Below are 13,354 nucleotides of genomic sequence, written 5' to 3' on the forward strand. Positions count from 1 at the left end.
TCAGACCGCGGCCCACCGGTCGACCACGTCCGCGACGACGGCCCGCTCCTGGCCGGTGAGGTAGAAGTGGCCGCCAGGGAAGACCCGCCCGGCGAAACCCGCCGTGGTGACCTCGGCCCACTCGGCCATCTCCTCGGCCGTCACCCTCGGGTCGTCCTCGCCGGTGTAACCGACCACCGGGCTGCGCACCGGCTCGACCTCCCTCGGCAGGTAGGTGCCGACGACCTCGTAGTCGGCCCGGATCGCCGGCAGGACCAGGTCGCGCAGGTCGGGGTCGTCCAGCACGGCCGAGCGCTCGGGGTCGAGCGCCCGCAGCTCGGCCACCAGCTCCGCGTCCGGCCGGGTGTGCAGGTCGTCCGGGTCGAGCCGGTGCGGGGCCTGCCGGGCGGAGACGACCAGCAGGTCCAGGACCACCCCGTGCCGGCGCTCCAGCCGGGTGGCGACCTCGTGGGCCAGCGAGGCCCCCATGCTGTGCCCGAAGAACGCCAGCGGCCGGTCCAGCAGCGGCGGCAACGCCGCCACGACGGCGTCGGCGAGCGACTCCATCCGCACCAGGCACGGCTCGCCCAACCGGTCCTCGCGGCCGGGATAGCGCACCGCCAGCAGCTCGACCTCCGGCGGCAGCAACCGGGCCCAGCCCCGGAAGGCGCTCGCCGCGCCGCCCGCGTGCGGGAAGCACACCAGGCGGCGGGCCGGCGCGGCCGACGTGGTGTGGCGGCGGAACCACAGGTGATGGGCGGCGGCGGAGCTCACGCGGACACCTCCGGGAAGTCGCGGACGGACGACGGCGACACTAGGTCATCACCTGTGGGCGGGCGGTGACTCCGACAGTTTCGCCGCGGGCCCGTGCCGTTGGCCCGCTCACGTCGGCGGTCGGATGGGGAACAACGTCCACCTACGATCGGTTGACGTGTCTGCGCCGGCCCACCCGGGCGGCGCGGGCGGAGACGGACATCCGGGATGTTCGGAGGTGGCGCACCGCACCGGCACGCGGAGCGCCGTGGCCAGTGGCCGGCCACCGGGCGCCGCCCGAGCTCCCGCACAGACGCCCAGCACCCGCAGAGGAGAGAGCATGACCTCCAACACCGCGACCGTGACCGTGACCGACAAGTCGTTCGTCGAGGACGTCCTGCAGAGCGACAAGCCGGTTCTGGTCGACTTCTGGGCGACCTGGTGCGGTCCGTGCAGGATGGTGGCGCCGGTGCTCGAGGAGATCGCCGCCGAGTACAAGGACAAGCTGACCATCGCCAAGCTGGACATCGACCAGAACCCGCAGATCGCGCGGGACCTGCAGATCATGTCGGTGCCGACCATGATGGTCTTCCGGGGTGGCAAGGCCGTGAAGACGATCGTGGGCGCGAAGCCGAAGGCCGCGCTGCTCTCCGACCTGCAGGAGTTCATCTGACAGCTCGGCTGGCGCCGGCTCCGGAGCACCCCTCGGGGTGACTGACCGGAAACCGCGCCAGACCACGCTCAGACCACGGGGCCCGTGGCGGACTGCCGTCCGCCACGGGCCCCGTCGCGTCAGCCGCCGCTCAACCGGCCGCCCGGCGCCGGCGCGTCAGAGCTTGACCATCGGCACCCCGCCGATGAGCATCAGCCGGACGGTGCCCGCCGAGCCGAAGTCGATCGTGGCGGTGGCCCTGGGCCCGCTGCCGTCGGTGGCCACGACCGTGCCCAGGCCGTACTTGTCGTGGCTGACCCGGTCGCCGACCTCCAGGCTCAGCGCCGGGGTCTGCTGCCAGCCCTGGAACGGCGTGGAGCGCATGCCCCTGGCGGCGATCCCGGCCTGCGCCGAGTCCTCGCCGGTGCTCGCCCGGCGCCCCCAGCGGGTGGCGGCCGCCGGGCCGGACCGCTCGGGCTCCACGCGACGCCACTCCAGCAGGTCGCCGGGGATCTCGTCGAGGAACCGGGACGCCGGGTTGGTCGAGGGCTGGCCCCACGCCGAGCGCACCATCGCCCGGGACAGGTACAGCCGCTGCCGGGCCCTGGTGATGCCGACGTAGGCCAGCCGCCGCTCCTCCGCCAGCTCGGCCGGCTCGCCCAGCGCCCGCATGTGCGGGAAGACGCCGTCCTCCCAGCCGGTGCAGAACACCACCGGGAACTCCAGGCCCTTGGCGGTGTGCAGGGTCATCAGCGTGACCACGCCGTCCTCGTCCTCCGGCACCGAGTCGGAGTCCGCGACCAGCGACACCCGCTCCAGGAACGCCGAGAGCGACCCCGGCTCGGGCAGGCCAGCCGCGGCCTCGTCGTCCTCGTCGACCTCGGCGTCGACCTCGGCCACGACCGGCGCCGCCGCCTGGTCCTCGGTGAACTCGCGGGCGACGGTGATCAGCTCGTTGAGGTTGTCCAGCCGGGTGCCGTCCTGCGGGTCGTCGCTGGTCTCCAGCTCGGCCCGGTAGCCGGTGCGCTCGAGCACGGCCTCCAGCACCTCGGCGACGTCCTGCCCGGCCAGCACCAGGGACCGCAGCTCGTCGAGCAGGTCGACGAAGCCGGCGATCGCCTTCTGCGAGCGGGGGTTCAGCAACGCGACCCGGCCGGCCGCGGCGTCCCGCAGCGCGGCGGCGAAGGAGATCCGCTCCCGCTCGGCGTGGGTGGCCACGCAGGCCTCGGCCCGGTCGCCGATGCCGCGCTTGGGCACGTTGAGGACGCGCCGCAGGCTGACGGTGTCGTCCGGGTTGTCCAGCACCCGCAGGTAGGCGAGCGCGTCGCGCACCTCGCGCCGCTCGTAGAAGCGCACCCCGCCGACCACGCGGTAGGGCAGGCCGAGCCGGATGAACACCTCCTCGAACACGCGGGACTGGTTGTTGGTGCGGTAGAAGACCGCGATGTCGCAGGCGCGGGCGTCGCCGGAGTCGACCAGCCGGTCGATCTCGCCGGCCACGAACGCCGCCTCGTCGTGCTCGTTGTCGGCGACGTAGCCGACGATCCGGTCCCCCTCGCCCAGGTCGGTCCACAGCCGCTTGTCGCGGCGGTCCGGGTTGCGGGCGATGACCGCGTTGGCCGCGTTGAGGATGGTCTGGGTGGAGCGGTAGTTCTGCTCCAGCAGCACCGTGCGGGCGTCGGGGAAGTCCCGCTCGAACTCGACGATGTTGCGGATGGTGGCGCCGCGGAAGGCGTAGATCGACTGGTCCGCGTCGCCGACGACGCACAGCTCGGCCGGCGGCACCGCGGGCGCGGCGCCCCCGTCGTCGCCCGCCCCGCCGACCAGTTCCCGCACCAGCACGTACTGCGCGTGGTTGGTGTCCTGGTACTCGTCGACCAGCACGTGCCGGAAGCGGCGGCGGTAGTACTCCGCGACCTCGGGGAACACCTGGAGGAGCTCGACCGTCCGCATGATCAGGTCGTCGAAGTCGAGCGCGTTGGCCAGCCCCAGCCGCCGCTGGTAGCCCGCGTAGACCTCGGCGACCCGGCGCTCCAGGTCGTTCGCGGCCCTCGCGGCGGCGGTGTCCGGGTCGACCAGCTCGTTCTTCAGGTTCGACACGTGCACGGCCAGCGTGCGCGCCGGGTAGCGCTTGGGGTCGAGGTCCAGCTCGCGGGCCACGATGGTGATGAGCCGGCGCGAGTCGTCCGCGTCGTAGATCGAGAAGTTCGAGGTCAGGCCCAGGTGCTTGGCCTCGCGGCGCAGCACCCGCACGCACATGGAGTGGAACGTCGACACCCACATGGCGTTGGCCCGCGCGCCGACCAGGGCGGAGACGCGTTCCCGCATCTCGGCCGCCGCCTTGTTGGTGAACGTGATGGCCATGATCTGGCCGGGGTGCACGCCCCTGGCCGCGAGCAGGTGGGCGATGCGGTGCGCCAGCACCCTGGTCTTGCCCGAGCCCGCGCCGGCGACGATGAGCAGCGGCGAGCCCGCGTGGAGCACCGCCTCGCGCTGCTGCTGGTTCAGCCCGTCGAGCAACGCGTCGGGGTCCTGGTGGTGGGGGCGGGCCACGGGCGCCGCGGTGGGCCGGGCCGAGCGGTCCTGCTGGCCACCAGCACCCAGCGGGGAGGTGGGCTCCGGGAGGTCGAAGAGGGTGCTCATCGTTGCCTCACGGTACCCGCGCGCGCCGCTCCGCCGCCCGAGGCATGACCCGGCGGAGCGCCCACGGGTGGCGAGGGGCTTCCGGTGGGCGCATCGGCGGGGGCGACGCGTGCGGCCCCGGGGGCGGTCCCTGGTGGTCGGGCCGCCGTCGTTCAGGGTCGATCGCGGGGTCTTCCCTGATCTGGCGGGACGTCTCCGGCGCGACGGTGGAGAGGTCCTGCCCGTCGACCCGCGAGGGACCCGATGCCGACCGCGCTCACCGACCTGATCCCGGACCCGACGACGTTGTCCGTCCCGGTCATGGTGCTGCTGCTCACCGCCGTCTGCGTGGTCGAGGCGACACTGCTGCTGGGCTCGTTGGTGCCCGGCGAGCTCGTGGTGGTCGCCGCGGCGGGCGCGGCGGGCGTGGAGTGGTACCCGCTGGTGCTGGCGGCCGCGGCGCTGGGTTCAGTGCTCGGCCAGCTCGGCGGTTACCTGCTCGGGCGCGCGTCCGGCGACTGGGTGCGGCACGGCTGGCTCGGCCGTCGGCTGGGCGAGCGCCGGTGGGCCAGGGCCGAGGCGGTGGTGCGCGGGGCCACCCCGCTGACCATGATCGCGGTGCGGTTCGTGGCGGTGGGGCACACCCTGGCGCCGGTGCTGGCCGGCGCGGCCCGGATGCAGCCGCGGCGCTTCCTGCACCTGGCCGCCGTCGGCTCGGCCGTGTGGGCCGGGGTGTGGGCGGCGTTGGGCGTGGCCGCCCGGCAGGCGGGCGAGCTCGCCGGGAGCTGGTACGTGGCGACCGGGATCGGCCTGGTCGGGATGGTGCTGGCCGGCGCGACGCTCAGCCGCGCGATCCAGCGGGCCGGGCTCGACGCGCCCGCCGGCGACCGGGCGCCCGAGCGGGCGGCGGCCGCGGACCTCCCCGCCAGGGCGTGAGGGGCAGGGGTCGGTCAGGGCTCGTCCCGCCGGCGGTCGGGAGGTGGCCCGGGTGGCGGACGGCGGCGGCCCAGCCGTCCTGACCGGTGGGACACGCCGGGCCCGCGCCTCGACCGGCCGAAGCCGGCTGTGGCAGACTTGCCGCGTGCCGCAGCGCGTTTTCGACTTTTACTACGGGTGCCGGACTCCGGTGCCCGTGGTCGCGTAGGCGCAGACGAAGCCACCACGACGCCCCTGGAGTCCACGGACCCGGGGGCGTCGTCGCTTCCCGGTCCGGGTTCCCCAAGCACCAGCCGGAGGAGACCCATGAACGCCACGCTCGGTGACAGCGCGGCCGGGAGCGCCACCGCGACCGGCCCCGACGGCAGGACCGGCGCCCCCGACATCGACGCGCTGCGGCACGAGATCGACCACCTGGACGCCGAGATCCTGCGGCTCGTCCAACGCCGCAGCGAGGTGTCCAAAACGATCGGCGCGGCCCGGATGGCGGCCGGCGGACCGCGCATCGTCTACAACCGGGAGATGGACGTGCTGGCCCGCTACCGGGAGCTGGGCGCCGAGGGCCGGGAGCTCGCGCTGATCCTGCTCCGGCTGGGCCGGGGACGACTCGGCCACTGACCGGTCCGGCCCGGACCGGCCGGACCGGCGCTCCCGGTCAGCGGTCCGACGACTCGGGCAGCAGGTCGAGCAGCCGCACGGCCAGCTCGACCTGCAGCAGCCGGTCCGGCCGGCGCCAGTCGGGCCCGAGCAGCGCGGTGATCCGCTCCAGGCGCTGCACCACCGTGTTGACGTGCACGTTCAGCGACTTCTTCGCCCGTCCCGGGCTGCGCCCGGCCGCGAAGTAGGCCCGGAGCGTGCGCACCAGCTCGGTGCCCCGGGCGGCGTCGTGGTCCAGCACCGCGCCGAGGGTGGCGCGGACGAACCCGCCGGGATCGGCCCGGTCGGCGAGCAGGAGGCCGACGAACCCCAGCTCGCCGGCCGAGGCCGCCTCCCCGGCCCTGCCCAGCGCGACGAGCCCGCGCAGGCACCGCTCGGCCTCCTGGTGGGCGGACGGGACGGCCGACGGCCCCCGCACCGGGCCGGCCGCGCCCGCGGTGACCGGCCGGCGCAGCGCCGTGGACAACGACCACGAGCAGCGCCGGGCCAGCGCGGTGGCGTCCCGCCCCGGCAGCAGCAGCACGGCCCGGCCGCGGTGCTGCACGCCGAGGCCGCCGAGCAGCCGGGCGTGGCGGGCGGCGGCCTGCCCCAGCCGTTGCCGGGACACCTCGGCCTCCGCGACGACCACGCAGTGCGCGTGGTCGAGGTTCACGCCCAGCCGGCGGGCCCGGTCCCGCACCACCGGGAGTTCCCGCTCCGGCTCGGCCAGCAGGTCGGACAACAGCTCGCCCCGCACCCGCTCCTCGGCGGCGGCCGTGGTGCGCAGCAACAGCAGCACCAGGGCGGCCACCACGCCCGCGCGCTCCAGGATGCTCAGGTCCGGCCCGGCCAGGTCGGGCCGGCCGACCAGCACCAGGTCGCCCAGCGCCTCGTCGCCCGCGACCGCCGGCACGAGCCAGTGGTCGCCGGACCGCTCGGCCCGACAGGCGCGGTCGCCGGACCGCCCCCGCGACCCGGCCGGCGCCGGCGGCGGCAGCGCGTCGAGCCCCGCCGCCTCACCGACCACCGCGATCGGCCCGCCGTCGCTGTCCCTGATCACCACCGCCCCGCCGAGCACGTCGACGACGGCGTGCGCCAGCTCGGTCACCTCGCCCCCGTCGAGCACGAGCCCGGCGAGCCGGTCGTGCGCGGCGGCCGCCCGCTCCACCGAGGCGAGCTGGGCGCGCAGCAGCGCGTTGAGCCCGGCCAGGCCGTGCAGCCGGCCGTGGACCCGTTCCGCGTCGCGGACCGCCTCCCGCACCGCGTCCCGCTCGGCCGGCGGCAGCCCGGCGGCCGCGTGCGCCTCGGCCGCCAGCGCCGGCAGGTCGCCGTCGGCGGCGAGGACGGCCAGGAGCCCGCGGAGGAGCCGGGCGGCCCGTTCGGTCCCCGGGGAGGGCTCGGTCACCCGGGCATTCTCGCGACGCCGGGCCGAGCAGTCAGCCCCCGCGGCGGTCCGGCGGCCTCAGTTGGCGGTCCAGCCGCCGTCCATGCTGAACGACGCCCCGGAGACCGAGCGGGCGTGCGGCCCGCACAGCCAGGTGACCAGCTCGGCCACCTCCTCCGGCTCGACCAGCCGCTTGATCGGGCTGCGGGCCAGCAGCACGTCGTCGAGGACCTGCTCGGGCGGGATGCGGTGCGCGACGGCCTGGTCGGCGATCTGCTGGGCCACCAGGGCGGTGCGGGTGTAGCCGGGGCAGACGCAGTTCGAGGTCACCCCGTGCGGCGCGCCCTCCACGGCGACGACCTTGGACAGCCCCTCCAGCCCGTGCTTGGCGGCCACGTAGGCGACCTTGAACGGGGTGGCGCGCAGCCCGTGCACCGAGGAGATGTTGACCACCCGGCCCCAGCCCCGCTGGTACATGCCGGGCAACGCCGACCGGACGATCCGGAACGGCGACTCCAGCATGACCCGGAGCAGCAGGGAGAAGGTGTCCGGCGGGTAGGTGTGCACGGGCGCGACGTGCTGCGTCCCGGCGTTGTTGACCACGATGTCGATGCCGATGCCGAGGTGGGCGGCGGCGTCGGGGTCGGCGAGGTCGACGCCGACGGCCGAGCCGTCGATCTCGGCGGCCACCCGGGCGGCGGCGTCGCCGTCCCGGTCGGCGACCAGCACCGCGGCCCCCTCGGCGGCGAGCCGGCGGGCGATGGCGGCGCCGGTCCCGCTCGACCCGCCCGTGACGAGCGCACGCCGGCCGGCCAGGGTTGCGGAGCGCGGTTCCATGTCGACACAACGTATGCGTGAGCCAGGTCTCAGCCCATGGTTCGCCCGCATACACCACGCTTTTGGCCGGTGGTTCCCCGTCCCACCGGCGGCGTCACCCGCCGGTCACCAACCGAGCTCCGGCCAGTGCCCGGCGAGCGCGGAGCGGACCGCCGCCAGGTCGGCGTCGGTGCGCTCGGGACAGAGCGCCGACTCGTCCGGCAGGTAGACCAGCGGGTCGGCCATCAGCGGCTCGGACACGCCCACCAGCCCCTCCACCAGCGCGTGCAGGCACAACGCCGCGTACCCCCTGAGGTAGCCGCCCTCCTGCGTGAGGACCAGGCGTCCCGAGGTCAGCTCCTCGGCGAGGGCCGCTGCCCGACCACCCAACGCCCGGTAGCCCGCCATGGTCACGTTGTGCCGGCCGTTCGGGTCGAACGTCGAGGCGTCGAAACCGGACGCGCACACCAGGAAGTCGGGCCGGAACGCGCGCAGCAGCGGAGCGGCGACCTCGTCGACCGCGCGGAGGTAGGCCGCGTCGCCGGCGCCCAGCGACAGCTCGACGTTGACGTTGCGCCCCACGCCCTCCGCGACGCCCAGTTCGTCCGGGGCACCGGTCTGCGGGTGGTTCGCGCCCCACGAGCCGTGCCGCATGTGGATCGACACGGTGAGCACGTCGGGATCCGCGTAGAACGCCTCCTGCGTGCCGTTGCCGTGGTGGACGTCCCAGTCCAGGACCGCCACCCGCAGGCCGGCGGCGCGCGCCCTGGCCACCGCCAACGCCGGGTTGTTGACCAGGCAGTAGCCGTCGGAGGTGGCGGGCTGGGCGTGGTGGCCGGGCGGCCGGACGAGGGCGTAGGCGATGCTCGCCGAGCCGTCGAGGACGGCGTCTGCCGCGGCGAGCGTGCTGCCGGCCGCGGCCAGGATCGCCGGCCACGACCCCGGGCCCACCACCGTGTTCACGTCCACCGCGACCCGCTCCGGACCGCCGCAGGCCCGTCGCACGTGCGCCAGGTAGTCCCGGTCGTGCACCGCGGCCAGCTCGTCGAGGTCGGCTAACCGGCCCTCGCGCCAGCGCAGGTGCGGGGCGACCGGGCCCCGCCGCAGCACCGAGCGGAAGGTCCGGAGGCGGGCGGCGCTCTCCGGGTGCGGCTCCGGCTCGTCCAGCCACGGCCAGTGGCCGGGCAGCTCCCACAGCCCCTCCCCGGGGTCGTGGGCCAGGCAGGCGTCGTGCCAGAACACGTCCACGGTGCGGCTCACGACCGCCGAGGGTAGGCGGGTCGGCCAGCCGAATCAGGGGAATATCGGGGTCCTCACCCATGCCGCGACCGCCGGTGGCGCGGGCAGACTGGGGCCATGCTGGATTTCCTGGCGACGGTGGTAGCGGTGTTGGGCCTGCTGGCCGCGGTGGCCAACGCCGGATACCTGGCGATGCTCGGGTCCGCCGCGAGGCGGCGGGCCGGCGGTGAACCGGTGGCCCAGTTCGTCCGCGGCAGGTGGCCGCTGGCCGTGGTGACCACCGTGGTCACGTTGTTCGCGCTCGCGCTGTCCCACGGCGGCGCCTTCGCCGACGTGCTGGCGATCATCGCCGGCGCCGGTGGCGGCGTGGGCGCGGTGAAGGCGTTGGAGGGGACGCGCGAGCGCTTCCACCGCAACCTGTGATTCCCCGGACCGGAAACTGACAGAGCCTGACGCTGATCGCGGCACACGGCGTTCCTCCCGTGTGCCGCGATCGTCGTGTCGGCTCTTTCGCCCCCGACTCCCGCGAACAAGTCCCGCGCACGAAAACGACCAGACGCCCGCAACCCGCTGACTCTTCGGCACGCTGACTGCCTGACTTCCGGCACGTCGGAACTCTCGCGGTGGACGCGGATGACGACTCCCGAATGTCGGAGTCGAAGACGATTCACGAACGGTCGACCACCGGGCAGAAGGGCTTTCCCCCGCTGTTCGGGATCTGTCGGCGCGGCACGGCGCGCTCCTTCACCTGGTCGCGTCCTGCTCTCGGCGTCCAGTTCGCCCTTCCGGGTATTCCCGGCGACCGGCCGCGCGACCCGCCCCGGAATCACTCCAGTGGCACCTACCACCGGCCTACCCTGTCGCCAATGACCGATGCCTTAGACGAGCCCACGAGGGACGTGCAGCGCGTGCTGGTGGTCACCGCCCATCCCGACGACGTGGACTTCGGCGCCGCCGGGACCGTCACGACCTGGACCGCGAGCGGCATCGAGGTCGTCTACTGCGTCTGCACCTCCGGCGAGGCGAGCGGGGACCCGACCACGCCCCCGGAGACGACGGCCAGGACCCGCGAGGCCGAGCAACGGGCCGCCGCCGCGACCGTGGGCGTGCGGGAGGTCCTCTTCCTCGGCCACCCCGACGGCCGGCTGACCCCGTCCCTGGAGTTGCGGCGCGACATCACCCGGGTGATCCGACGTTTCCGGCCGCACCGGGTGCTCACCTGGTCGCCCGAGATCAACTGGGAGTTCCTGGTCACGTCGCACCCCGACCACCGCGCCGCCGGCGAGGCCGCGCTGGCCGCGGTCTACCCGGACGCCCGCAACCCGCACGCCCACCCCGAGCTGCTGGTCGACGAGGGCCTCCAGCCGTGGGTCGTGCACGAGCTGTGGCTGGCCGACGGCCCGCCGGAGCGCCGGAACCGCGTGGTGGACGTGACCGACGTGTTCCCGACGAAGCTCGCCGCGCTCCGCGCGCACCGGTCGCAGACCGGCCACCTCCCCGACCTCGCCGGGGACATCCGGGGCTGGCTGGCGGAGACGGCCCGGCGGTCCGGACTGCCGGAGGGCCGGTTGGCCGAGACGTTCCAGGTGGTGAGCACCGCGTAACGAGGTGGAGCCACCCGATCGACGGGGGTGAGGAAGGTCGACACGCACAGCGGGCACGAGGCCGCACGCCCTGCGGGACCGCGGGGGGGCGGGGCCGACCCGACCGGCGGCCGATCACGGCCCGTCCGGGGCCGGCCCGAAGCGCCCCCGGCCGACCCGTCCGCCCCCGTCCCGGCGGCCCGGCGGCCCGGCGGGCGGCGGCGCCCCCCCGGAGGCCGACCCGCCGCCTCCCGCGAGTGCGCCGATCCCCCGGCCGCCCTCGCCTCCGCCCGGGCCGCCGAGCCCGAGCCGACCGGGCTGCGGAGCTTCGACCTGGGCTCGGTCCCGGCCTCGGTGACCCCGCCCCGGAGCTGGCGGCGGGCGGCGTGGCTCAGCGGCGCGGTCGGCGGCGGCGTGGCGGTGGCGCTGCTGGTCCTGGGCTCGGTCCTGGCCGGCCCCGGCCGGGTGAACCGGATCGAGGGGCTGCCGGGCTACCCCAGCGAGTTCCGCTTCCCGGAGTCCCGGGCGGGCACCCCCACCCCCCGCGCCGGCCACCGCCCGCGCGGACCGGCGCCGGCCCGTCCGGACCCGGCGCCGAGCGAGCCGGAGGCACGCCCCGGCGACGGCGCCGTCGTCCTGGTCGCCTCCCCCGCCCCGAGCACCACCGGGAGCACGTCCGCCAGCCCGGACGAGGTCGTCCCGCCGGCCGGCAGGGGTCTGCCCACCGCCAGCCCGACCACCCGCACGCCCGAGCCACCCCGGGGGACCCGGCCGCCGAAGGCCACGACGACGCCGAGTCCCACGGCCCCCATCGCCGACCCGGACAAGCTCCGGCGGGCCACGGTGCAGTTCTACGACGGCATCGGCGGCGGCGTGGACGGCATCGCCCACCTGCTCGCCGACGACCTGCGCCGCGACGGGGCCGCCGTGCTCGCCCAGCAGTTCGGCGACGTGGTCGGCACCCGGCTGGACGAGATGGTGATCGACCCGGCCCGGGGCGTGACGGTCTCCGTGCTCCGGGTGGAGCGCCGGGACGGGACCGTCCGCGTGGAACGGCGGGAGCTGCGGTTCGTCGACGCGTCCCGGCCGCTGATCAGCGGCGAACAGCTCCTCGGGGGCGCCCAGCGGTGAGCCGGGGACATCGCGAGCGGTAGCCGTTGCTCCGCGCGGGTGACCCGTTCGCACCGCTCGTCGCCTCGGAGGGGTGAACCGGCGCGCCTCCCTGGCGCACGCAGGGCTGATCACGATACGAGTTCTGCCGACCACAGACGGTACGGAGGCAGGACCGTGGACCCTTCGCCGAGCGGTCGCCGTCACCCCAGGGCGGGCTCGATCAGCGTCGCCGAGCTCATCGGCCAGCACCCCCGGCCGGTGCGCGTCCCACCCCCGCACCTCGCCGAGGCGGACCGGCTGGTCGAGGAGCTCCTCGGCCCGGCCCCGACCGCCGAGGAGGACGAGGAGGAGGGCCCGCGCCGCGTGGGCAGGGTGGCCAGGATCGTCGGCCTCACGGTGGGCGCGCTGGTGTTGTGCGGGGCCGTCGCCGCGGCGGCGATGATCACCGGGTCGCCGCCCCACGGCGGCGCGACCACCGCGACGCCCAGCACACCGAGCCAGATCAGCGGGGTGGCCGCGCTCCGGCCCGACGTGCTCGACGGCGGGCTCACCGGGCGGCGGGACACCGCTGTCGCGACGGGGGCGGCCACGGCCGGGGCGACCCGGACCCCCGGCGCGGCGACGACCACGGCCATGACTCCCACCCCAACCCGGGTCGGCGGACCGACCTCGACCACCTCCGGGGTGGGGACCCGGCCGATCACGACGGACCCGTCGGCGGGCGGGCTCGGCTCCGGGGTGGAGGTGGTCCGGGAGTTCTACCGCCTGCTGGCCGTCGACCCCAACGCGGCGTTCGCCCTGCTCGACCCCGGTCTGCCCGGGGGCGACGCGACGGGTTTCGCCACGTCGTGGCGCGGCGTGCGCGCCGTGCGCCTGGAGGACGCGACACCCAGGCTCGACGGCGCGGTGGAGGCGCGGACGGCGATCCAGCAGGCGGACGGCGGCTGGCTGCGCGTCCGGCAGCTGTTGTTCGTCAGCGAGACGAACCCGCCGCGGATCACCGGCGCCCGACTGCTCTCGGCGCAGCGGGGGTGACCTGGGAGACATCACGAGACCCTTCGGACCAGCGCGTTGCGCCGAACAGCGGTGACGCCCGGTTCGCTTCCGCTCCCGCCCTTGGAACTGTCAGCGGCTTCGGGTAACCAGGATCGAGGACGACGGCCACCGGCGTGCGCCACACCACGCTCAGGCAACGCTAACGCCGCGCACGTCGTCGGGGACTAAATGAGAAGACCACCACCGGGCGCGACAACCGGTCGGATGTTTGGATGTCTGGCTGGGCGGACTAGCCTGGCGACGACCGGCTCCACGCGGCGGGTGGTGGTCCGACGGCGGATCGTCCCCCCGTATCGTTGGGTGCGGTGGTGCTGTCCGTCACGGGGTGATCGAGGAGTGTTTTGCGGATCTTGCAACGGGATCCCCGGAACACCTCCGGGCACCGTCACCCCCAGCACAGAGACAGAACCCAGTCCGATTCCACTGGTGTTCAGATCGGCCCACCCGCGCCCGGCGGGGCCGAGGCCGGCCTGAGCGCCGTGACCTTCACGGGGAGCCGCCGGTGAGCGACGAGGGTCGCCTGGTCGCCGGACGCTACCGGTTGCTGCAGCGCATCGGCAGCGGCGCCATGGGTGTCGTCTGGCA

Annotated in this window: 12 protein-coding genes; 7 read left to right on the top strand and 5 right to left on the bottom strand. The window is 75.3% G+C overall.

Annotated features, from left to right (window positions below; genetic code table 11):
• Window positions 1–753: a thioesterase II family protein gene (locus BUE43_RS25970; protein ID WP_073488034.1), complete on the bottom strand. Its 753-nt coding sequence runs from the start codon at window positions 751–753 to the stop codon at window positions 1–3.
• Window positions 754–1,072: 319 nt separating this feature from the next.
• Between BUE43_RS25970 and trxA the strand changes: the two genes are divergently transcribed.
• Window positions 1,073–1,405, top strand: coding sequence for a thioredoxin (trxA, locus tag BUE43_RS25975; protein ID WP_073488036.1), 333 nt, complete (start codon window positions 1,073–1,075; stop codon window positions 1,403–1,405).
• 156 nt (window positions 1,406–1,561) lie between these two features.
• Here trxA and pcrA read toward each other — a convergent pair whose 3' ends face one another.
• Window positions 1,562–4,027, bottom strand: a complete 2,466-nt coding sequence (gene pcrA / locus BUE43_RS25980) for a DNA helicase PcrA (protein WP_073488038.1) — start codon at window positions 4,025–4,027, stop codon at window positions 1,562–1,564.
• Window positions 4,028–4,270: 243 nt separating this feature from the next.
• On the opposite strand from pcrA, the gene BUE43_RS25985 reads away from it, so the two are divergent.
• Complete coding sequence (locus tag BUE43_RS25985; protein ID WP_073488041.1) at window positions 4,271–4,942, top strand: DedA family protein; 672 nt, start codon at window positions 4,271–4,273, stop codon at window positions 4,940–4,942.
• Between the two features lie 306 nt (window positions 4,943–5,248).
• The gene (locus tag BUE43_RS25990; protein ID WP_073488044.1) at window positions 5,249–5,560 is read left to right on the top strand and encodes a chorismate mutase; all 312 of its coding nucleotides are present in this window, start codon (window positions 5,249–5,251) and stop codon (window positions 5,558–5,560) included.
• Between the two features lie 37 nt (window positions 5,561–5,597).
• On the opposite strand, the gene BUE43_RS25995 is transcribed toward BUE43_RS25990, so the two are convergent.
• The 3 genes from BUE43_RS25995 to BUE43_RS26005 all read right to left on the bottom strand — a co-directional run bounded on the left by BUE43_RS25995 (window position 5,598) and on the right by BUE43_RS26005 (window position 9,038).
• Entirely contained in the window at window positions 5,598–6,983 is a 1,386-nt protein-coding gene (locus BUE43_RS25995) for a PucR family transcriptional regulator (RefSeq protein ID WP_073488047.1), read from the bottom strand.
• Between the two features lie 57 nt (window positions 6,984–7,040).
• The gene (locus BUE43_RS26000; protein WP_073488050.1) at window positions 7,041–7,799 is read right to left on the bottom strand and encodes a 3-hydroxybutyrate dehydrogenase; all 759 of its coding nucleotides are present in this window, start codon (window positions 7,797–7,799) and stop codon (window positions 7,041–7,043) included.
• Window positions 7,800–7,904: 105 nt separating this feature from the next.
• Window positions 7,905–9,038, bottom strand: a complete 1,134-nt coding sequence (locus tag BUE43_RS26005; RefSeq protein WP_234995923.1) for an arginase family protein — start codon at window positions 9,036–9,038, stop codon at window positions 7,905–7,907.
• Between the two features lie 96 nt (window positions 9,039–9,134).
• On the opposite strand from BUE43_RS26005, the gene BUE43_RS26010 reads away from it, so the two are divergent.
• The 4 genes from BUE43_RS26010 to BUE43_RS34385 all read left to right on the top strand — a co-directional run bounded on the left by BUE43_RS26010 (window position 9,135) and on the right by BUE43_RS34385 (window position 12,748).
• The gene (locus BUE43_RS26010) at window positions 9,135–9,440 is read left to right on the top strand and encodes a hypothetical protein (protein WP_073488053.1); all 306 of its coding nucleotides are present in this window, start codon (window positions 9,135–9,137) and stop codon (window positions 9,438–9,440) included.
• Between the two features lie 443 nt (window positions 9,441–9,883).
• Entirely contained in the window at window positions 9,884–10,621 is a 738-nt protein-coding gene (locus BUE43_RS26015; protein ID WP_073488055.1) for a PIG-L deacetylase family protein, read from the top strand.
• Between the two features lie 27 nt (window positions 10,622–10,648).
• Window positions 10,649–11,731 carry a hypothetical protein gene (locus BUE43_RS26020; RefSeq protein WP_073488057.1) on the top strand — a complete coding sequence of 361 codons (1,083 nt, stop codon included), beginning with the start codon at window positions 10,649–10,651 and terminating at the stop codon, window positions 11,729–11,731.
• A 156-nt stretch (window positions 11,732–11,887) separates the two neighbouring features.
• Window positions 11,888–12,748 carry a hypothetical protein gene (locus BUE43_RS34385; protein ID WP_073488059.1) on the top strand — a complete coding sequence of 287 codons (861 nt, stop codon included), beginning with the start codon at window positions 11,888–11,890 and terminating at the stop codon, window positions 12,746–12,748.
• Window positions 12,749–13,354: the final 606 nt, after the last annotated feature.

The sequence above is a fragment of the Streptoalloteichus hindustanus genome, from assembly GCF_900129375.1.
GTDB lineage: Bacteria > Actinomycetota > Actinomycetes > Mycobacteriales > Pseudonocardiaceae > Streptoalloteichus > Streptoalloteichus hindustanus.

Excerpts from the sequence above, each read along its gene's own strand:
- BUE43_RS25990 (WP_073488044.1), top strand. The coding sequence starts at position 5,249 with ATGAACGCCACGCTCGGTGACAGCGCGGCCGGGAGCGCCACCGCGACC.
- trxA (WP_073488036.1), top strand. The coding sequence starts at position 1,073 with ATGACCTCCAACACCGCGACCGTGACCGTGACCGACAAGTCGTTCGTC.
- pcrA (WP_073488038.1), bottom strand. The coding sequence starts at position 4,027 with ATGAGCACCCTCTTCGACCTCCCGGAGCCCACCTCCCCGCTGGGTGCT.
- BUE43_RS26015 (WP_073488055.1), top strand. The coding sequence starts at position 9,884 with ATGACCGATGCCTTAGACGAGCCCACGAGGGACGTGCAGCGCGTGCTG.
- BUE43_RS26000 (WP_073488050.1), bottom strand. The coding sequence starts at position 7,799 with ATGGAACCGCGCTCCGCAACCCTGGCCGGCCGGCGTGCGCTCGTCACG.
- BUE43_RS26010 (WP_073488053.1), top strand. The coding sequence starts at position 9,135 with ATGCTGGATTTCCTGGCGACGGTGGTAGCGGTGTTGGGCCTGCTGGCC.
- BUE43_RS25985 (WP_073488041.1), top strand. The coding sequence starts at position 4,271 with ATGCCGACCGCGCTCACCGACCTGATCCCGGACCCGACGACGTTGTCC.